This window comes from Pseudoalteromonas sp. GABNS16E (genome assembly GCF_028598715.1).
GTDB lineage: Bacteria > Pseudomonadota > Gammaproteobacteria > Enterobacterales > Alteromonadaceae > Pseudoalteromonas > Pseudoalteromonas atlantica.
The window spans coordinates 28,491-48,311 of sequence record NZ_JAQREZ010000030.1 but is presented as its reverse complement, the minus strand read 5'-3'; the positions used below and the strand labels follow the sequence as shown (position 1 = coordinate 48,311).

The following is a 19,821-nucleotide window of genomic DNA, read 5'->3' as shown; positions in this document are numbered from 1 at the left end:
TTATGGCTGAGTATTCTGCCTCACAAATCACGATAGCTAACGGCTCAAAAGCCGTGGTTATAAACAGTGGCGAAAGCCCTGAGAACGTACGCCAAGGTGACTTTTTATTTGTTACAGGCAGTGACCCTGTAGCTATTAATCGCACCTATATTAATGATAACGGTCAACACGTTATTGAGTTAACCAAAAACTGGGGCCAAGGCAACAAGAACAACCAGCCCGCCATTGTGTTACCTAGCACAGCCGAATACAAAGCCGTGGCCGATGCCCTAAAAAATGCTAATTTATTGGTGAATGATAACTTTGTGGCCATGCAAGACTGGCAAACAAAAACCGGCACCGTAACGTTTGTAAATATTGATGGCACAACCACCACAGTTAAAACACTCAAGCAAATTGAAAGTGAAGCCCAAGCTCAACTAGACGCTTACCACCCCCACCCATGGGCGATGCGTAAGGTTGAGTTTGAAGCGCGTAGAGCGGCTAATAATGAAAAGTTTGCCGCCAGTGGGTTTGTGCATTTTGGTAAGCATGGGGAGTCATCTGGAAATATCGTCCCCGTAAACCAAGGCATGTGGGTGCATGAGGCGGGCGTGGAGGCATCAAAAGCGCTACACTTTGGACGTAGAGAGAATTATATTGGAGGCATCTCTAAAACCGAAAACCCCATAATAAATATTGCCGGTGTGTTATCCGTGATAAATATTAATCATTATTCGGGCGATATTTTTAATGACAAATCCGCAACGTCAATAAAGTTCCCACCCGCAGAAGATGGCACGCGAACATACGACAGTGCAACGGGTATTAGCGTAACTCATGCAACGCCGGCAATTGCATTTGCAAGTGAGACTGATACCAACAAGGTAGTAACTGACCGCGTTGATGCGTGGGGCTTTGAAGCGTTTTTACGTGAGATTAATGATACAGACCCGTTTGTATATGATAAGGGCTTGATTCAATCGCAAGCTACGAATATTAATGGTGTTGCAACGGTTACAGATAACGTGCGCCCAGATACGTATTTTGCATGGTATGAAGGTGATGATTCAAGCACCGGCAAAGGCGTAAACTGGCAAACAGCGACAGAGGCGCAGCGCACCGCTATCGCAAGTAACCCTGATAATAATATTTACTTTGATGATGCAACGGGTAAGTTTTACCAATGGTGTGTCCGTGGGCGTAGTTTTGCGGGTGTTGGCAATGGGGATTGGGAAGAATTATCGGTCAGTGGAGTAAGCGCTCTAACACCGAAAAAAAATGTGAATATGTATCTTCATGCTCAAGGCGGCATAAACGCCATTACCTCTTATGGCTCCCCTAGCACTTACTTTATACCACCTAACGACTCAGGTAAACGTACCGACAAATCGAAGTTAGGGCATTGGACAGGGCAAGGCTCAGCGCTGCAATTATCTGTTATAGAAGGACACTGTTATTTCCTCATTTGCGGCACAGTGAATAGGCTTAACCAAGGAGCTTATCATCCTAGCTACAACCCATTAGGAAGTGGTCGTGTTTCTTTAACAGATAATAATAGTACAAGTAATGGCAATGACTCTTTTTGGTATGCAGATGGAGGTTCGTTCGGAACCAACCCATTCCTTTCGGGGTTGGCGAATAATTTAGAATCTTGTTTTAAGTGGGGAGATCCTAGGGGCAGCATTGCTGGGCAGCGCTCTGGTAGAGCAGATAACCGTTTTTTCGACGCCATCTACGCCAGCGGCCAAGGCGGCGTTTGTCGTGATATGCGCTATTCGGCTTGGGGTCTAACTCAAGAAGATTTTGCTGAGGCTGATTTAGCTATTAAGTCTGGTGAATATCATGGCAGGGAAGGATTACTAAAAACATATGTTATAGAAGGGCAACTGACAGTTGCGGGGTCATCCAGAAACATATATATAGCAGGCTCCAATCTAGGGGCTTTGGCAACAACTGGAGCTAAGTTTTATGTTGTTTCTAGTGATGGGACTGTTCAATCATCAAGGGTTGGATCTACTGGTTCAACAGGCTTTATATCTGATGATACGTTAAATAACTTAGAGACAGTAACCCATGTGATTGTTTCAAGCACTGAAAATGTATCTATATCAGGTAAATACACTTACACAGAAGTAATCGGCGACCCTTCTAACATTCTTCTTTGTGATGATTTAAAAGATGGGTGGGTTGGTGGTTGGAATCCTGAAATTCCCGACGGGACAAACAAGGAATACAGGCTAACTAAAAAACAGGAAGGATCGGCAATATCGGTTATATACTCTGACGATTTAGGGGAAACTTGGAGATTAAGTTCCACTGTCGTCACTGATGCTGCAAAAAACATCCTAGAAGTTGCCTTACCTGCGGACGCCCTTCGTTTGTGGATCTACACAGCCAAAGCGAAAATGACAGAGTTTAGTGAAAATAGTGAGATTTACGGGGGGGCAGAGTCGGTTAAAAATGTTTCATTCTACAGTGACCGTATTTACAGTGCGTTACAGTATTCTCTGATTGACAAGATACCAACACAAAGAAACTGGCTTAACATTCTAGAAAATATACCTTTGAATAGTTTTAATATATTTTCAAATAAACTGAGCCTTTCAGGTAGTCCAGCGGCACATTCAGTTATAAATCCGGCACCGCCGGCTAACAACAGTTCAGCCTTTAAAACCCTTAACTACAACGTAGTCGAAAACCAGCAAGGCTTTATTAACTATGCATACACAGAGCTTACATATGATGACGCTGCGAGTGATTGGGGCGATGATGGCAAAATTCATATCACCGACAACCAAGCAACGCGCTTAGATGATAACGGTAATAGCGTTGTGTATGGCACCGCACGTATTGTTGAACCTTTAGGGTGGATTAAAAATGATAAATAAGATTTTAGATTTTATCGTCCTTGACGATGACCAGGCACCAGTTTTAAACGAGCAAGGTTTGCCGCAATTACTCCCACGCCCTGACACTAAAACCACACAGGATATTGAGCGCTTAATTGCGCTCAATAAGCCGGTAGAGGTGATTAATAAATTTGCTGAGTTAACGAGCTTGGGTGAACAGTGGGATTGGGCGCAAAGCTATTACGATTACTTGGTGGCTAAGCTGGAAGTTGAGCAATACAACGCAAACCTACCTGAACCCTTAGAAAATGAAGAAGGCGAGCTAATTGAGCCTGAACCTAAGCCATTACCCGCAGAGCCAGAACAGCCAGCCGTAAAAACCGTTGAGGACGTACTTGCCCCTTACGCCCGCACCATTTTTAAATTAAATCGTCAAAAGCTATTAGACACCTTAACCGTAGAAGTAGACGGCATGGTATTTGATGGTGATGAAGCGAGCCAAAGCCGAATGGGGCGCGCCTCGTTTTCAATGCAAGACGGTGAAACCATACCGTGGGTTTTGGCTAATAATGAAAAGGCTATCGTAACTAAGGGTCAATTAGCCTTAGCACTGCGTTTGGCTGGCGCGAAACAAGCCGAGTTTTGGACTGAATAAACCAATTTAAAAGAGTTCAAAATTAACTAGGGTTTAAGCTTAGACTAAACCCTTCTTTATTTTTGTTATCTTGCGCCCTTGCCTTCTAGTTATTACTTTAAGCCTTTATTTAACATAATTAAATAATTCTAAAAACAAATGTATATAGTTCTAAATTCAAACAGCGGCTTACAAATAGTCTTTTAAAGTTGGTCTTTCAGTTAACCGTTAAAATTGTTATGCACAGTAGCTTTCACAACAACTTATGCACTACATTATTTTACACCTATATTTTCGCTAATATTTATGTAGTCTTTCAATCTTATAAAGCCTAGCAATTACAAATTCCATATTGCAGCCTCTATACTCCTTTTGTATTGCCTTTATTAATTACCTTTTTTAAACAGGCTCAAATTTTGTAACCGTCGTTTCTATCATTTTATTTAAAGCTAACTTATTGCTACAAAATTTTTTGCGACTCATATCAGGTTTAATTTAAAGCCTTAGATTTAAGTTCTTCAAAACCTAAGGCTTTACTCAAAAATAATATGACTTAGTTACAACCTAGTTCAGACCTTAAACCATACATTGATGATTCAATTGTTTGTGCACTGTTATACGATAAGTTTGGCATTACATTTATACCAGAGCGCGATTCAACTTCATCAATACTTACTTCGGTATTGCAAAAGTTATCACTACGACTTGCTGTTTGCTCCATAATAAATGCCGATGCTTTAATTGTGCTACCAGTTTGCTGCATAACAATTTTAAAATAGCCGCTTGGAATGGTATGTGCTTCGTTAGCTTGTGGTAACTCTGCAAAATAATATTCGTATAATGGACCTGTTACTACATATAAATCATTTCCATTTCCTACGTGATTTCGCACTGCAGATTCAAGCCTAACCCATGGGCCTTGATTTAATGCGGATGATTGCGGCGTAATATTAGAAAGTAAGTTTGTTAGTTTCCAATCATCCGTATTGCTAAAAGATGCTAATGGAACTTGATGGCCTCTATCGGTATTTATTGTTGCATATGCATCGGTGTAATCACTAGGTTTAAGGGCGTGCCAGTCATTCGAGATTGAATTTGCAACAGTGTGTTTGGTTTTTAGGCAAGGCAGAGCCTATGTAGTGTTATTCCCCATAAATTGGCGATAACGCCGCATAAGTACCAAACACGCGTTGCCTGGTAAGGTTCTTTCTAGGGGCGATTTACTCTTTGTTACTCGATTTTTACTTAGCCCACTAGGTTACAAAACTCGTGCCGCGATTAAATAGCCCCTAGTTCGAACAAATTTAATCCTGAAAGACAGGCACGCCATTTGTATAGTGAGAATATAAATCCGGATCGGCTTTCCAACTTCTGCTTCTCGATGGTCCACTCATAGTGCTAGTCGTAACATGGTAAGCCACCCAATCTGCAAACTTTGTATAACGATTATTTTTTAAAGTATAAATACTCCGCTCAATTTTATTGCCATTATCAAAACCTGTTGGGCAACCTTGTAAACAGTTGTCTGCACTTGCGCTGTGTGCAAAACATAAACCTGTAAGTACTATTGATGCCTTTATTATTGTCTTCATTGTTTTATCCTCAATTAAATGAGGGTAAAATTAGCAGTACATTATTACAGCAATATGTATCTAACTAATTGTTTATAAATACAATAATATCGTCATAGGCTTTTGGTATTACTAATAAAAGTCGCGAGTATACAGTTACCCTCGCCTTATATTCAACGTAGTAACGTTGTTTGTAGACCTAGCGAATAAAGGGGTTTTTATATACTCAAGCACATTATGTTAAATTGGCTTGTTTGTGCTTTTCTATGCGTAATCACCCTGATATAAAGCGTATACGCACACTTTTAATGTATGAATGTTGAGCAATTAATAGCGATTTATACTTAAATGGTTTAATACTAAAAAATAGATGAAAACAAAAAGCCGTTTGAATAACTAATTATATAAAAATTAATACAGCTCAAACGGCATGGTTTTATGTACATGTTAGCCAAAGTGGCTAACTAGGCCTTTAAAACTAAGGTGTTTTAAAACTTTTTATCAGCCAAAAATTCACCCATTAACGAAGTTACTCGTTCTGGTTTTTCATCTATAACCCAGTGCCCTGCTTTTTCTATCCAAGTTAGTGTTGCATTTGGTAAGGTTTGAGCTAACTGAGGTGCATATTTAGGTTTTTGAAAGTTATCTTCATCACCCCATAAAATGAGGGTTTCATGCTTTAAGCTTTTAAGCTCACCGGCAATTGCTTGTGTGTACTCTTTATTAAGTCGGCGCATATTATTAAATAACGCTGCTTTACCTTGCTCATTACTCCATTGCTTTAAATACTGTTTTTTAAGTTCGTCGGTCATTATGCTTTTATCGTATACACCTTTTGGCATAAATTCATTTAGCGTATCAACAAACTCATCAACCGATGTTTCTTGCTCTACACCAGGCTCAAGCAAAGGTTCAAACTCGGGTATTGGCCAAGAATCAAAGCAAACACTATCAATTAATATTAAGCTGTTTACTTTTTCTGGGTAATTTACCGCCATGAGTTGTGCAATTCCGCCACCTATATCATGAGAGGCAATGTTTGCTTTAGCAATACCTAGCTCATCCATAAATTGACTGATTATTTTGCACTGAGCATTAATTGATACATCGGTATTTTTTGGCATATCCGATTCACCGTAATTGAGTAAATCAGGTGCAATAACACGATGTTGCTCACTCAGTGTTGGCATAACATTTCGCCATAGCGATTTGTTAGTCGGAATACCATGTAATAATAGTAGCGGTGTGCCCTCGCCCATTTCTTGATACGCAATTTTGTGGCCTTCTACGGTAATGGTTTGTGTTTTACTCATACTTAATATCCTCATCAATATTTAAAATTTAGCCTAAACCTGTGTATGTATAGAGATGAGCAATTATCATCCCAGCTTGTTTTTTAAATAATTTTTTTGAGGTTTTAATAATTATAAAAACCTGAGAGGGCTTTAAAACGCGGTCTGTGGCTATTAATAGTAAGTAGGATTTATTTTGAGTTAAGCGAAAAGAGTAAAATATAAAGAGTTATAAAATAACCTTCATTTTTAAAATTATAAAATAAAGTAGCAGCTACATGAAATAATTACTGCCAGTTTGGGCCTATTAAAAATAATAGGCCCTGTGTATTTTACAGTTTTATATTGTTTAATTTGGCCTAGCTTAGCAAATGCTTAATTTTATTAATTAATACTTGCTGTTTTACTGGTTTTTCAAGCATATCGTCAAACCCAAGTTCAACATACTTAGCATTACTATTTGTGTCAGAATCTGAAGTGTGGGCAATAATTTTGGTCTGCTTGTCTGCTTGTCTGCTTGTCTGCTTGTCTGCTTGTCTCCGTTATGTTTTTTTATTTTAAGCATCGCGTCTGTGCCCGAGAGTTCTGGCATAACAATATCCATTAAAATAATATCGTAATTATTTTGCGACACCATCAACATAGCTTCTATTGCATTTCTTGCATAATCTATTGCTACGTTTTCATCTTTCAGCATGGCTTTAATAACCATTTCTACGAGCGGTTCATCATCAACTAATAACAACGATTTGGTATTGTTAAATTCTGTATGCGTTGTAGTTTCAGTAATGGGTTTTTGCTTGTTTGCACTTACGGGTAACAATTCTACGGTGTTAACTAATAACGATAAATTAATAGATGTTGTTTTACCGCGCTCGTGCACAGTAATTTTTTTACCGCCGAGCATTTTAAAAATTGAGAGAAAAAACCGCAGCTCTAATGTAGCATCAAAATTAATATCGCTTTCAAAAGAGCGTTGTTTGCATACCATTTGTAACTGACTATAAAAACTTCCCTGATTTGTTAAGTTATTTATAGAAAAATCCAGCGACAAATAATGTTTACCTTGCTCGTTAATCAGCTCAGAATTTAACGACAATTTGCCTTGATGTGTGCTTTCTATAAGCTCACTAGCCAGCTGAATAATTAATTGCATAATCAGTTTTTCATCACTGCTTATGCAATTATCTATGGGCACATTGTTATTAATAATTATATTTTTATCATCAGAGTCTTTATTAAGAATATCGGCCGTATTTTTAAGTAAGTCAGCTAAATTAATAGCGCTCATTTTAAGCTTTAATTTACCGGTATCGGTTTTATTTATATTAACTAATTGTTGCACAACACAACTTAACTGTGTGCATGCATTTTCTAACTCATTGTTAAAATTGCCTTTACTGTTTTTATAATTAAGCTCTACTATAGATTGCAGTGAACTAAGTGGTGCTTTTAATTGCATTGCTAAGCGTGCTACAAATTTATCTTTTAGCTGGTTAGCTTGCTTAGATTTTTCTACTACTTGGGCAAGTAATAACTCTTTTTGATGCGCTTGTGTTTCATCTCTAAAGTAACAAACAAAGCCACCAAAGTCGGTATGCCTTTGCACAACGGTGATCCAGCGGCCATCACTAAAGCCGATATCTATTAATTGGCTATGTTCATTAGCTAATTTATTATGCTCTTGATAATGCGTAATAATATTATTTTTTTAGATATACTCATTATTTGGCTGTAACTTAATTGCTTATTGTTTTGAATAACATGAGAAAACAATTCGTTAAATGCCTGGTTAGTTATTACCGGAAATTCGTTACTATTAAAAATGGCAAAACCATGCGGCAGCGCATCAAGCGAGCTTGAAAACAGCGATTCCCTATTAAGTATAAGGGTGTTTTTTTGTTTAATTTCGTCATGTAAGCGCCTTGGTAAACGTGAAAAATAATAAACAAATGCAAATATAGCTAAGCTAATTAATGCCTAGATACATTAGCAGGCGTTATTGGTTTAATGGGTTGCACATGCAAGCGCCACGTAGCAGGGAAACGACTACTTGCTGCGCTTATGCTGTTAGGGATAGTTTTAACATTTAGCTCCCCCCTACTTCCTAATATAAACTGAGGGGTTGATATAAATAAATTATAATTTTGCGTATTTAGCTTACCTATTATGGCATTTAAAAACTTACTTAAATCAAAGGCTTTGAGTGTATAAATAGCGCTATTACCCATGTTTATTTCTGAAATTAAAAACGCTGTATCGGCAACAGTAAATACCTCTACTGATTGTTTATTTGCGCGCATTGAAAATGCGTTTAGCCAATTAGTAAAGCCATAAGCTGCTAAATCAAAGTTGTTTTTAGACCATATGGCAAGTTGTTTATAGTCATTATCAAATACAACAAAACCTTTATACGTTAAACTGCTTGATACCTGCGTTTTTACTAAATCACTTAATTGTTGCTGAGTATAACTTTGTTGGCTTTTTAAAAAGCCTGCGACAATTTTATCTTTTTGAGTAATATAAAGTGCTTGGTTGTCAAAACGCTCTAATGCATCAAACAGCGTTTGCCTTAACTGCTGAGTTTGTATGGCATAGGCACTTTTTTTGTCTTTTTTATCTAACGTATATAAAAGCAAAGCCGAGAACGAGCAAATAACCAGCGCAATTAAAAAGGCCACCGGCGCTAAGCTAAATAAGTGAACAAATCGATTTAGTGATTTTGTCTCACTCGGTTTAACTGTCTTAGTTGGGGTAAAATGCTTATTAAGCTGGGTTTGCAGTAATTGCGCAAAAGATACAAATTGCTCTTTTTGAGAGCCTATAAGTGTTTTAGGTGAAATATCGGCAATGATCAGTACGCCAATTAAGCTGTTATCTAAATTATAAATGGGATATTGAGAGTAAAAGCGTACCTGTTGGCAGCGCCCTTTTGTTAGTGGGTCAAATAAGGTGTCTTCAATTATGTAGAGTTTTTCTTGTGTGCACGTTTGTGCCAAGCTATTTAATTCACTGTCGGCTTTGTATGGGTCATCGCAGCTAATAATTTGTTGCGTATACAAGGCATTATAATCAACGAATTTAACAATAGAAACATCATAAAACTGCTTCATTAGGGTCAGCGTTTCGGTTATTTCTTGTTTTATTTCATCTATTTGTGTGTTGTTAAATTCATTTATATTATTTGCATATGAGCTGTTCATGGGCGCACTCCTTCACCTTTCGGCGGTGTAGAAATCCAACGCGTACTGTTAGCACTTGTATGTGATGGAAGTTTTACTCTAAATGGCGGAAGTAAGTTATTTAAAGCAGGTTCGCCTTGTGTATTTAACACCGGCTCTGCCGAAGTTAAATTGAGCGAAGCCTCGCAGTAAGTCACGCCAGGCTCTATGCCAATAAGGGCCAGCGTTTGAATAATTATGTCGTTATTTATTAAATCGATACCTAGCAGCTCAAAAGTTGTTTCTAAAATAGTAAATACCAGTGTTTCTACTATATTTTCATCTTCTTCTAGTTGCGTACCTTGTGGGCAGCAAATACTGCCTAGCTCCACATCTACACTGCTTGCTACACCTATGAGCGCCAGTGCATCAAGCGCGGTTCCTAATAACACTTCAACTTGTGGCAAATATAAATCAAGAATATCGCCTTGCGGCTCATACCCTGTTTGGCAACTATTGCACGACTGCGATAATTGCTGACTGTCTATGCCTAGTAACGGATTACCAAGCGCAGTTACACCAACCAAGCAACTACTATCGGCTTGTTGTTTAGCAATTGAAAAGCTTTCGCACGGGTTACCAGTAACTACCTTTTGAGACATATAGCGCGATAAAATTTCGTCACCTGTTGCGGGGCACGCTAATGCTGTACTTTTTAGTAATTGACCCATTACGGAGTTACTTAATTGCCCAATGGCATAATTAGGGCCTTGCTGTAGCGCATTGATATAACTTACATTGCCACTATTCGCGGTGTTACTAACTCCTAAACTATCTGAAAACTCATCACTTAAACTTTTTATACACGTGTTGCCTTGGCAATTAGGCGCATCGTAATAAATGGCTTCTCGTGAGGTGAACCTGTCATCGCGTATCCCAATTAAAGCGCGATATGTTGCATTGACTTGGCGGTCTGTGTAAAAAATTAAAAGCGCTTGGTGCTCATCAAACCCAATGGCGATACCTAAAGGGGTGTTATTAGCATCAACCACTGTTATTTGGTTATCTACTTTTGTGTGATAGCGCTTAATGAGTGCATCGCGCACTAAGATAACACCACCAATTGAGCCAATAATTAAAATGGTAATAATTAAAATCAGCTCAATAGTGAGTATGTAGCCCTGTTGGTATTGTTTATTCATAGAGCGCTCCTATAGCACTTCAACCAGCATTTTTAGTACATTCATTACCTGCAGCGCTGCAGGAAAAAACACCAGTACTAAAAACATAGGAAAACAAATTAAGATAATGGGAAAGGTGGTATGCAATGCTTTTTTATTTACTTTTTTAGCTAATAAAATATTTTTTTTAGCGCAAAGCTTTCTAATTGTGACTCAACCGCCTGTATTAACGGGGTGCCAAGCTTAGAGCCAATAAGCATTAAATTAGCTAATTTTTTAAAACCCGAGACCCCTGTTCTGTCATATAACGAATTAAAGGCTGTTTCGCGGTCTTTACCGGCACTGAGCTCAAACAAAAATAGTTTAAGCTCTTTATATAAAGGGTGTTTTTCACTTAACCCGTGATCAACCGCTAAAGCAAATGCGCGCTCTAGCGAAAAGCCAGCGCGCATATACACTAACAGCACACTTAAAAAAACTCTAAGCTATTGTTTATTTGTACTTTACGCTGGCCTTTTTTAAATAAAAACCACATATCAGGCGCAAAAAAGCTAATAAAACAGATAATGGCTACAAGCGGTGTACTTAATACATAACCAGTGATCTCTATGGCAGTATAAGCACAAAATGTGGCGGCCATTTTAAAGCAGTACATGCTCAATAAAATTTTATTTAACTGATACCCTGCTTGTCTAAATTGGCTTTTTGAAATAACAATTAATGGATACCAATTTATATTGGTTTTGATAGGTTGCTGAACCTCAGCCTTTAATGACTGCTTTTGAATATGGATAAATGCACCCATACTCACCAATAAGCCAACAAATAAAAATAGGTCTATCATAGCGTTACCCTCAAGCTTAGGCGAAGCCATAAAAAGCCAAATAACTGGCAAAGCACAGCAACGGTAATAAATGCCATGCCATTGGGGTTATTTAACAGCGGATCGAACCATGTTGGATCGGTGTAATTAAATAAAGGCACTAAAGCGTAGGGTAAAACGCCACTAAACAGCGCAGCGTATTTAGTACCAGAAAGCTTAGCTTTGAGCTGCTGGCGATCTAGCGTTCTTAACGACATCATTTTGCATACACTTTTAAGCATGTCAGTTAAATCGCACTGGCTTTGTGTATGAGTAATTATGCTATGTGCAAATAACCGCACGGTTTCGCAGTTGTAGCGTTTAATCAAAGGGGCAAACGAGCTTTGTATATCACTGCCCATATTTAAGCGCTGCAGTAATAAATGACTTTGCGGTTTAATGTATTTATCGGCGTGTTCGTCGGCAAATTGCATAGCCTGAACAAGTGAAAGCCCAGTACTTAAACACGATTGTACGGTTTCTATGTACTCTAAAAATAAGTGCTCAAACCTGGCTAATTTATAGTGCGCTAAATCAATAATCACTATAAAGCAGGTTATAAATACAACCAAAGAAACGATTAATGCACTTGTAGTTGCTTGAGGATAAAAGTACTGTGCAACATACCAAGTACTGGTGGCAAGCGAGCAAGCAACGCTTATAAATAAAGCATTACTGATGTTAATCCCAAGTACCCGCAGTGACACTGTGATAATGTCTTTTTCTTCAAGTACATCAACCTCGTGTTTAGTACTTGCAGCGTGTGTTTTTACTTTAAGTGTTATAAAAACACTCAGTGCTAAGGTAAATGACATAACACTTGCTATGGCCAGTAAGTAATCAAGTTTATTCATAATTACGCTCCCTGGCCGGTTGCAGTAATGCACTTATTTCGTTTGCATTGACACCTTGGCTTTGCATAAAGCTCACCACGCTTGAGGTACTAATTGCCTTATCATTTACTTGCTCGGTATCGCTTACGCTATACAGCGCAGAGTATTGCGCACATCCGTCTCCGTCTACTCGCTTTATTTCGCCAATACTTTTTAGGGTTCTTACACCGTTTGTATTTCGAGAAACATGCACAATTAACTGAATGCTTGATGCAATTAATGCGTTGGTGTGGGTGTCGCTTAGCTGCGCGTTATGTAATTGCACTAGCGTTGATAATCGGGTTACCGCATCGCTTGCACTATTAGCATGTACGGTGGTCATTGAGCCTTGGTGGCCGCAGTTCATGGCTTGCAGCATGTCTATTACTTCACCTGCGCGTACTTCACCTACGAGTATTCTATCGGCGCGCATTCTTAGTGCCGCTTTTACTAAATCACGCAGGGTAACGGCGCCTTTTCCATCGCTGTTGGTGTCGTGCGCCTCTAACTGCACCACATGATTATGATGCAAATTTAGCTCTGCACTTTCTTCTATAGTTACTACCCGCTCGTTGGTATTTATTGAATTAGCCAGTACATTTAACAAAGTGGTTTTGCCTGCGCCGGCATTTCCACACACTAAAATATTGACCCCTAAGGCCACCGCGGTTTTTAAAAAAGTGAGGCAGTTTTTGCTTAAAAACTTATTCTCGATTAAAAAATCATCGTTAATTTTTTTGTGGTTAAATTTTCTAATCGAAACAATAGCAGCACTGGTGCATGCCGGTGGCACTACAATATGTACCCTGCTGCCATCTTTTAGTTTGCCATCTACAATGGGATTCAGAGCGTTAACTTGTCGAGCGCAACTATCAAGTAATCTATCAACAAAACGACGTAAGTGACGTTCATCGTCAAACTTACTGGCTGTACATAGCAATTTACCTTACTTATCTATCCAAATATTTTGCGTATCGTTAATTAAAATATCGCTTACTTGGTCATCCAGCATAAATTGCGCTATTGGTCCTAAACCTTGTATTTCGTCGTAAACGGCTTGTACTACTTGAGCTTGTTGATGGCTGTTAAATGATGATTGTGCAAATTCGTCAATATCACTGCAAAGGGCAGATATTTTTTCAAGCAGCGCATCATTAAGCAAAGCACTTGGGTCTTGCTCGTACTCTTCAATTACCGCATCGTGGAGAATTTTTTTAAGTGATTCAAAGGTATTTAAATTGGTTTCTACAGACTCTGGTTTACTTGATAAATTAAACATAGCGCCTCACTTAGCTACATAAACAGCTTGGTTTTTAACGCCTTTAACCACTTGAATTGTTCGGCTAGTTTGTAATTGGGAGAAATTTTGAAAGCGACCTTGTTCAATGTCATAAGCGCTGTGCACAATTATCGATACCTTATCTTGGGTATCAATTGCGGCTAACGAATACACATCTTTAGGAAGTACAGCCAACACTAATGACACACCCGCGCTGGTTGCCGGCTCTTTTTGTGCTAGGCTGTCCATCACTCCATTTTTTTGCGCTTTACTGCCAGGGCCTTTTGAAATGCCAATAAGCTGCACATCGCGCGCAACGGTTCTTACAAGCCGGTTTGTTTTAGCAACAATATCTAAGCGGTCGCCTTTGTGCACCCGCGATAATGGAATATCTAAAGTGTTTAATTTTAATGTATAAAGCACTCTGCCTGCGGGGATCGCCTCTGATAAATTTTGGCTTTTAACCTGCATAAAATCTGTTTCAAATAATGGTTGTTCACCCATTTTATTAGTGGCTAATTGCTTACCAATAAAGGCGCGGGGATTTTGTATACTTAGCGCCATATTTGTATAGTTACTGGGGTTTACATCTTTTTGGGCAATATCGTGCACACTCACTACTTGCCCCGCCGACATATTTTTATTTACCACCCAGGCAGTAACTAAGTCTTGTTTGTTTACTTGTCTGATGCCAAGCGCTGAGGCCAACATGCCAGAGGTGATAAGTAAGGTGAGTGCAGCGGTAGTCGCCCCTTTATTATTTTTACTTTTCATAATTTCCTCCTGACAAATTTCACTGCCACACGGTTGTGGCAGTGTGATTTAGGTAGTTATAATTTTAATTACCTTGTGAACCACCTGCTGCTGTACGTGTTGCAGCATCGCCACTTGGCGTTGCATTAATAAGTGCAGCACTTTCACTAAAGTCAGAGGCAACAAAAGTAAACGAGCTACCATCGCCTGCGTAAACATCTACTGCATCCACATAGCCAGAGCCTGAAATTTCTGCAGTACCTTCGGCGTTGATCATGCCATCAAATACATAGATTTGATCTAACGAGCCAATTGCTTCTGCTACATCTTCAAGCTCGCTGGTTACAGAGTCTCGTAAGGTTGATAAACCAATTACCAGAGCTGCCACCATAGAAGTTGAAAGAATAATTAGCTCAGAAGTAAGTACAAAGCCTTGTTGTTTTTTACCGTTTAAGTTGCTTTTCATAGTTTTCATAATGATCACCTTAAATGTGTTAGAGCTTATGCCCACTTTATATATAGCGAGGACCGTGCCATTTATTAAGTACATAAAAATCAGTTAGTTACTTTTATTTTTAAAATATGCTTTGCTTATCCTTGTTATGATTCGCATTTTGCAAATCATTATTAAAGTGCGTTAAAACGCAAGCAGAGATTAATTAAAAGGCAAGCTGTTAACTCATTTATGGCAAGCTTTTAAAAGTAAGAGAGACGAGCAATTAGTTGGGATTATTCACAAAGCGAGATAGGTTTAAACAACGACGAGTAAGGGTATTTTAATTGTTTAGGTAGGTACGTTGCTTATACTTTTTATGAGCGGGTTTAACTAAGGAGTGCGTAGTTTAATAAAATAAAAAGGCCTTGCGGCCTTAACTTTTACAATTACCAAGTACCGAAAGTTTCGCGTAGCGCGCTGTGGCTTGGCTGTGGCTTGGCTGTGCTGCGCATCAAAGCCTATTGCCTCATTATAATAATGACACGCCAATGCGTTATCAGGTGTCGCCTCAGCTATTAGCCCTTTGTGATAGTAATAATGGCTTTTATGCGTGCCAAATTTATAGGCAAGCTCTAAATAGTTAGCTGCAATAACATAATGCCCTTGCGCATAATAAATAGACGCCATTTTTAAATACGGTGAAGCCTCAGTACCAAATTCATCAATAGCGTATTGGGCAATTTGTTTAGCTTTGGCTAAATTGCCTTGCTCAATAGCTAAGTTAATACCTAAAGATAGCGCGTTTAAAGGCGGATTAGGTAAATTAATAAGCTTGTTTATTACCGATTGCGCCTGATTAGCACGTCCGCTTTTATACAGCGCATAAGCTGATACAGATAAAATAACCTTATTGTTTGGGTGCTCAAGCATTAACTGATTAAGCTCATGCACTAAGGCTAAACAATTAACCGCGCTTACCCCTTCACAAGTTAAAGCACTGGTGTTTAGTGTATACTTAGTAACAATATCACTTAGTGCAGTATGTGGGTTTACACTGGGCGCATAATCTATATGTGCGCAGCCCGATATACTCAGTAAAATAACGATATATATTATTTTCATAACCCTTGCTCCTGTATAAAACTGGCCATTTGGCTATCTAAATCAACTGTTTGCCACACACGTAAATTATTAACTGGCTCGCGGACTAAATTAGGGGTAACCACAATAATCAACTCGCGGTTGTTTTCGCTTTTACTGGTTGTTTCGCTTAATTTACCAAACAGGCTCTCGCCGTTTGCATCGGGTACAAAGTCGTGACTGGCGTTGTTATCTGAACTAATTAAGCCACCAATAATTAAAGGTTGCCCATCTTGTAAACGGGTAGATGTTTGCATGCTGCGCGTATTAAATGCACTGCTGTTTAAACTGCTGCCGGTGCTTTGTGCTATTTCTGCTGTGAGTGTGGTGTCTGGCAATGAAATAACAGGATTTAAATCAAGGGTTATGCGGTCTTTGTCATCCACTAAAGCACGAACATTGAGCTCAACGCCGAACGATTTAAACTCAGTACCACTAAACACTGAACCGCTGTTACCTTGTTGCCCGCTGGTAACGCCAGATGGGCTGTAGCTTGTAGGTACTGGCACTTCGCCGCCGACTTTAAATACCGCGCTCTCGCCTGCAAGTACGGTAAGTGTAGGTCGCGAAAGCGTTCTTGAAATTCCCTCTTGCTCTATCAAAGAAAACAACATATCAATGGCAAATTGCGAGGTTGATAACTGCAAGTTATTTGTTAATTGTCCGCCAATTAATTGCAGTGCGTTTTCTATTGATGCTGAGCCAGACTCACGGGCATTCATGCCTTCTAGGCCAAATAAACCTTGCTCGTTGTTATACCCATTTGAAAGCACACTAATATCTGGACGCCATTGCTTTAAGCGGCGCTGATTAACTTCATAAAGCTGCACCGACACCCTCACTTGAGGTAAGTCTTCTACTTCAATGCTTGAGAGCACTTTACCTTTAGCCACCGAAAGCAAAGTTGCCCGCGCTACGTTTGAATTAACATTGCTTAAAGTCAGGCCAGAATCGCCATTTAATAACCCGCCAGACTCATTTGCGAGTACTTCAATAGCGATTGTTTCGTTTTGCGTTGCACTACTGATAAGCCCGTTTGGATCTAGTGCCGATGTGGGTGCTTGGCTTGCTTGCTCTGGTTCAAATAATTTATTGATGGTATTTAACAAACGCACCAGTTCAATTTGATTTTTAACCGTGCCGCTGAGCATAAACACATCGTTATCATCGTTTGATAACTCATCCACCGAAATACGTTTTACAGTTACTGTGTCAGCCCCCATCGATTTTAACACCTGCGCTATGCGCGCTTCCTTAGGCTTTGGCGCTTGCGTAACTTTAATAAGGTTAATAATCGCTACTTTACTTGAGTTTTGTGCTAAGCCATTGTTTAAATTACCCATGGCCTGTAAACGCTGCGCTAAAGAATTAAACATTCCTTGGTTAGGCGCAGAGGTAATAACAGGTTGCGCCGATTGCGAGCTACTTGCATATAAATAGTTTTTTGCCGCTTCGTGGGCTGCATGACGATAATTAAGCGTAGGTACTTCGCCGCGAAGAACTACCGCGTGTCTATCAGGTGCGATGGTGAGCGCTAAGTTAGGATGAATATCGTTAAGGGCATTTTCAAGTACACTGTAGTCTTCGGTCACGCCTAGTAAAAATGTTTCTGATGTGTTGTCGTCATACCACACCATCATAGAGGTGCGGCCCAACTTTTTAGCTAAAATTAATAGCTCGCGTCCGTTTACTACGTTTACATCGAGTGTGGTTTCGTGGCCTAGCGCAACACGTGCTATATCGCGGTTAAATACAAAGCGAGTATGGGTCCACTTAACTAAGTGGGATACTTTTTTTACTCTATCGCCATTGGCGTTTTCTATGTAATTTAAATTGCTTTGCTTGGCGTATACACAGCACGGTAAAAAAAATATTACAAAAATAATGGCTTTAAACATATGCGCGTCCTCAAGTATGCGTTGAATTAACAGAGCAAGTTTAAGACCAGCATATATTTATCTTTAAATTCAATAAATTAAAATGGTTGGAGATATAAGCACAGGCGGCTTTAGTATTTTGATTTGCAAAATGCAAATGAAGTTAGGAGAGAAGGCACAAAGCAGTGCTTTGTGCCAAAAGTATTAATGCAGTGCGGCAGTAAAAGGAATGTTTTTACAAATTTCAGCTTCAGCGACTAGTAGCTCTTCTAAACGAACATCAACTTCTTCTTTATCAAAGTATTCGTACGCTAACTCTACAAATAAGTTTTTATGTTTTTCTTCTGATTTAGCAATCGCCACATAAAAGTCTTTTTCTTTACCCTCTGGTAATGCTTGAGCAACCAATGAAAAGCGCTCGTGGCCGCGGGCTTCAATAACGCCGCCAACCAGTAATCTATCCATTAAAAATCCATCACGGCCATGTCTAAATAAAGCGCGTATTTGTTTTATGTATGGATCTTTTTTGTCATCACCTAAATTAGTATCGCGTTCAATAAGCAGTTTAAGCACTTGTTTAAAGTGGATTAACTCCTCAAGCGCTAAATCGGTCATGGCTTTTACCAGTTTACGTTTGTCTGGGTAATGAGACAGCATAGAAATAGCCATACCCGATGCCTTTTTCTCAGCAGCAGCGTGGTCTTGTAAAAACGTATTAAAGTCGGCTAAAACCGCTTCGGTCCATTCAAAGGGGGTGTTGTATTTTAATTCAAACATTTTTTGTACTACTTAAAAAATAATGCGGGGATTTTAGCGTATTTAATAGTAAAAATCTTGCAGCGCAGGGCAAAATTAACGCATATAAGGTAAATGCTTATCTATGCGCCCTTTTGATGTTGAGTCAATTTTTAACGGGTGTTTAATATCGTTCCATGCGGTCACTTTGCCGCCTATGTTCATTTTTTCAAAGTCGGTACGCTCGCTTTTAATGCCCAAAAACGCAGTAAGCTCGGCAAAACTTTGTGGCTTTGCTATATCAATTTCTAAGTAGTCGTTACTGCGGTGCTTAAAATACTCACGCGCGTTTGCTAAATGTGTGTTGTAGCACTTTGTTAAATAATCATCTTGGTTAATATTATCAATCGATAAGTCAGTAAAGGTCGTTAAGTAACAGCGTTTTATATGAATATTAAAACCACCGTCTGGGCGCGTTAAATTAGTATGCATTCGCAGCAGCAACTGCCTAATTGAGGCAACCCAGGGTGTTTTTTCGCGCGCTAAATATATAAATTTAGCGCCGGGGTAATGGCTATCTAATGCTCGGTAGTCATTAAATACGGGGGTATCGGCTATGGCTGTGGCGTTTTCAAAACAATACGAGGTGTACGCAGTGTGCGCCGTGGCAATGCCAAACTCTAAAAAAGCGTGGCATACACTGGTGGTGCCTGTACGCGGAAGCCCTATTATAAATATTTTACTCATAACAGCTATTACTAACTATTGCGTGTTACAAGCAATAAAAAGGCACTAATAACCATCACTAAAAAGGTGGCAATGGTACCAATTTGGCGATATTTAAGATTGTTTTCAACAATGCCTAAATTGTGAAAAACGCGCCCTATTAATAATGCGCCCCCTAAAATATTACAATAATGGCTGGCAAGGCCTTGGTATTCGGCTAAAAAAAGCAAAATAATCGCAAAGGGGGCGTATTCCATAAAATTAGCATGGGCACGCACAGCACGTTGTAATTTAGGGTTGCCGTTATCGCCAAGCGACACTTGTTCGCTGCGGCGCACTTTGATCACATTAAAACTTAAATAAATATAATAAAACGCTAAAAGCGCAGCATACGTAGAAACTATCACGGTGTTGTCCTGTTTTATTTTTGGCAATAATAACATAGTTTTGCACAATCATAAGTTTACTTAG

Annotated in this window: 19 protein-coding genes and 1 pseudogene; 2 read left to right on the top strand and 18 right to left on the bottom strand. The window is 39.2% G+C overall.

All coding sequences use genetic code 11. From position 1 onward, the window contains the following. Window positions 1–2 precede the first annotated feature (2 nt). Both PSI06_RS12960 and PSI06_RS12955 read left to right on the top strand, forming a co-directional pair. Window positions 3–2,870, top strand: a complete 2,868-nt coding sequence (locus PSI06_RS12960; protein ID WP_273603897.1) for a hypothetical protein — start codon at window positions 3–5, stop codon at window positions 2,868–2,870. Continuing rightward, window positions 2,860–3,486 (top strand): hypothetical protein, encoded by a 627-nt coding sequence (locus PSI06_RS12955; protein WP_273603898.1) that lies wholly within the window; start codon window positions 2,860–2,862, stop codon window positions 3,484–3,486. Before PSI06_RS12960 ends, PSI06_RS12955 begins: the two co-directional genes overlap by 11 nt. Window positions 3,487–4,018: 532 nt before the next feature. On the opposite strand, the pseudogene PSI06_RS12950 reads toward PSI06_RS12955, so the two are convergent. The 18 genes and pseudogenes from PSI06_RS12950 to PSI06_RS12865 all read right to left on the bottom strand — a co-directional run. Beyond that, a pseudogene (locus PSI06_RS12950) lies at window positions 4,019–4,540 on the bottom strand (DNA/RNA non-specific endonuclease); the annotation flags it as partial. A gap of 229 nt (window positions 4,541–4,769) precedes the next feature. After that, entirely contained in the window at window positions 4,770–5,057 is a 288-nt protein-coding gene (locus tag PSI06_RS12945) for a DNA/RNA non-specific endonuclease (protein ID WP_273603899.1), read from the bottom strand. Between the two features lie 467 nt (window positions 5,058–5,524). Then, window positions 5,525–6,349, bottom strand: coding sequence for an alpha/beta fold hydrolase (locus PSI06_RS12940; protein WP_126007047.1), 825 nt, complete (start codon window positions 6,347–6,349; stop codon window positions 5,525–5,527). Window positions 6,350–6,731: 382 nt separating this feature from the next. Next, entirely contained in the window at window positions 6,732–7,937 is a 1,206-nt protein-coding gene (locus tag PSI06_RS12935) for a response regulator (RefSeq protein ID WP_273603900.1), read from the bottom strand. Window positions 7,938–8,301: 364 nt separating this feature from the next. Next, complete coding sequence (locus tag PSI06_RS12930) at window positions 8,302–9,531, bottom strand: hypothetical protein (RefSeq protein WP_273603901.1); 1,230 nt, start codon at window positions 9,529–9,531, stop codon at window positions 8,302–8,304. Continuing rightward, complete coding sequence (locus tag PSI06_RS12925) at window positions 9,528–10,691, bottom strand: hypothetical protein (RefSeq protein WP_273603902.1); 1,164 nt, start codon at window positions 10,689–10,691, stop codon at window positions 9,528–9,530. The genes PSI06_RS12930 and PSI06_RS12925 overlap by 4 nt, the downstream gene beginning before the upstream one ends. Before the next feature lie 149 nt (window positions 10,692–10,840). After that, window positions 10,841–11,137 carry a type II secretion system F family protein gene (locus PSI06_RS12920; protein ID WP_273605028.1) on the bottom strand — a complete coding sequence of 99 codons (297 nt, stop codon included), beginning with the start codon at window positions 11,135–11,137 and terminating at the stop codon, window positions 10,841–10,843. Window positions 11,138–11,139: 2 nt separating this feature from the next. Beyond that, window positions 11,140–11,514 carry a hypothetical protein gene (locus tag PSI06_RS12915; protein ID WP_273603903.1) on the bottom strand — a complete coding sequence of 125 codons (375 nt, stop codon included), beginning with the start codon at window positions 11,512–11,514 and terminating at the stop codon, window positions 11,140–11,142. Then, a complete protein-coding gene (locus PSI06_RS12910) occupies window positions 11,511–12,386 on the bottom strand; it encodes a type II secretion system F family protein (protein WP_273603904.1) in 876 nt (291 codons plus the stop codon). The genes PSI06_RS12915 and PSI06_RS12910 overlap by 4 nt, the downstream gene beginning before the upstream one ends. Then, the gene (locus PSI06_RS12905) at window positions 12,379–13,344 is read right to left on the bottom strand and encodes a CpaF family protein (RefSeq protein ID WP_273603905.1); all 966 of its coding nucleotides are present in this window, start codon (window positions 13,342–13,344) and stop codon (window positions 12,379–12,381) included. The genes PSI06_RS12910 and PSI06_RS12905 overlap by 8 nt, the downstream gene beginning before the upstream one ends. 6 nt (window positions 13,345–13,350) lie before the next feature. Further along, a complete protein-coding gene (locus PSI06_RS12900) occupies window positions 13,351–13,683 on the bottom strand; it encodes a hypothetical protein (RefSeq protein WP_273603906.1) in 333 nt (110 codons plus the stop codon). A gap of 6 nt (window positions 13,684–13,689) precedes the next feature. Then, window positions 13,690–14,457 (bottom strand): hypothetical protein, encoded by a 768-nt coding sequence (locus tag PSI06_RS12895; protein WP_273603907.1) that lies wholly within the window; start codon window positions 14,455–14,457, stop codon window positions 13,690–13,692. A gap of 64 nt (window positions 14,458–14,521) precedes the next feature. Next, entirely contained in the window at window positions 14,522–14,911 is a 390-nt protein-coding gene (locus PSI06_RS12890; RefSeq protein WP_273603908.1) for a hypothetical protein, read from the bottom strand. Window positions 14,912–15,262: 351 nt separating this feature from the next. Further along, window positions 15,263–15,994 carry a tetratricopeptide repeat protein gene (locus PSI06_RS12885; RefSeq protein WP_273603909.1) on the bottom strand — a complete coding sequence of 244 codons (732 nt, stop codon included), beginning with the start codon at window positions 15,992–15,994 and terminating at the stop codon, window positions 15,263–15,265. Beyond that, complete coding sequence (locus PSI06_RS12880) at window positions 15,991–17,910, bottom strand: pilus assembly protein N-terminal domain-containing protein (RefSeq protein WP_273603910.1); 1,920 nt, start codon at window positions 17,908–17,910, stop codon at window positions 15,991–15,993. The genes PSI06_RS12885 and PSI06_RS12880 overlap by 4 nt, the downstream gene beginning before the upstream one ends. A 183-nt stretch (window positions 17,911–18,093) precedes the next feature. Beyond that, window positions 18,094–18,666: a tRNA-(ms[2]io[6]A)-hydroxylase gene (locus PSI06_RS12875; protein WP_024033616.1), complete on the bottom strand. Its 573-nt coding sequence runs from the start codon at window positions 18,664–18,666 to the stop codon at window positions 18,094–18,096. Window positions 18,667–18,741: 75 nt separating this feature from the next. Further along, window positions 18,742–19,371 (bottom strand): sulfotransferase, encoded by a 630-nt coding sequence (locus PSI06_RS12870; protein WP_273603911.1) that lies wholly within the window; start codon window positions 19,369–19,371, stop codon window positions 18,742–18,744. A gap of 11 nt (window positions 19,372–19,382) precedes the next feature. Next, window positions 19,383–19,757, bottom strand: a complete 375-nt coding sequence (locus PSI06_RS12865; protein ID WP_004586599.1) for an MAPEG family protein — start codon at window positions 19,755–19,757, stop codon at window positions 19,383–19,385. Between the last annotated feature and the right edge of the window lie 64 nt (window positions 19,758–19,821).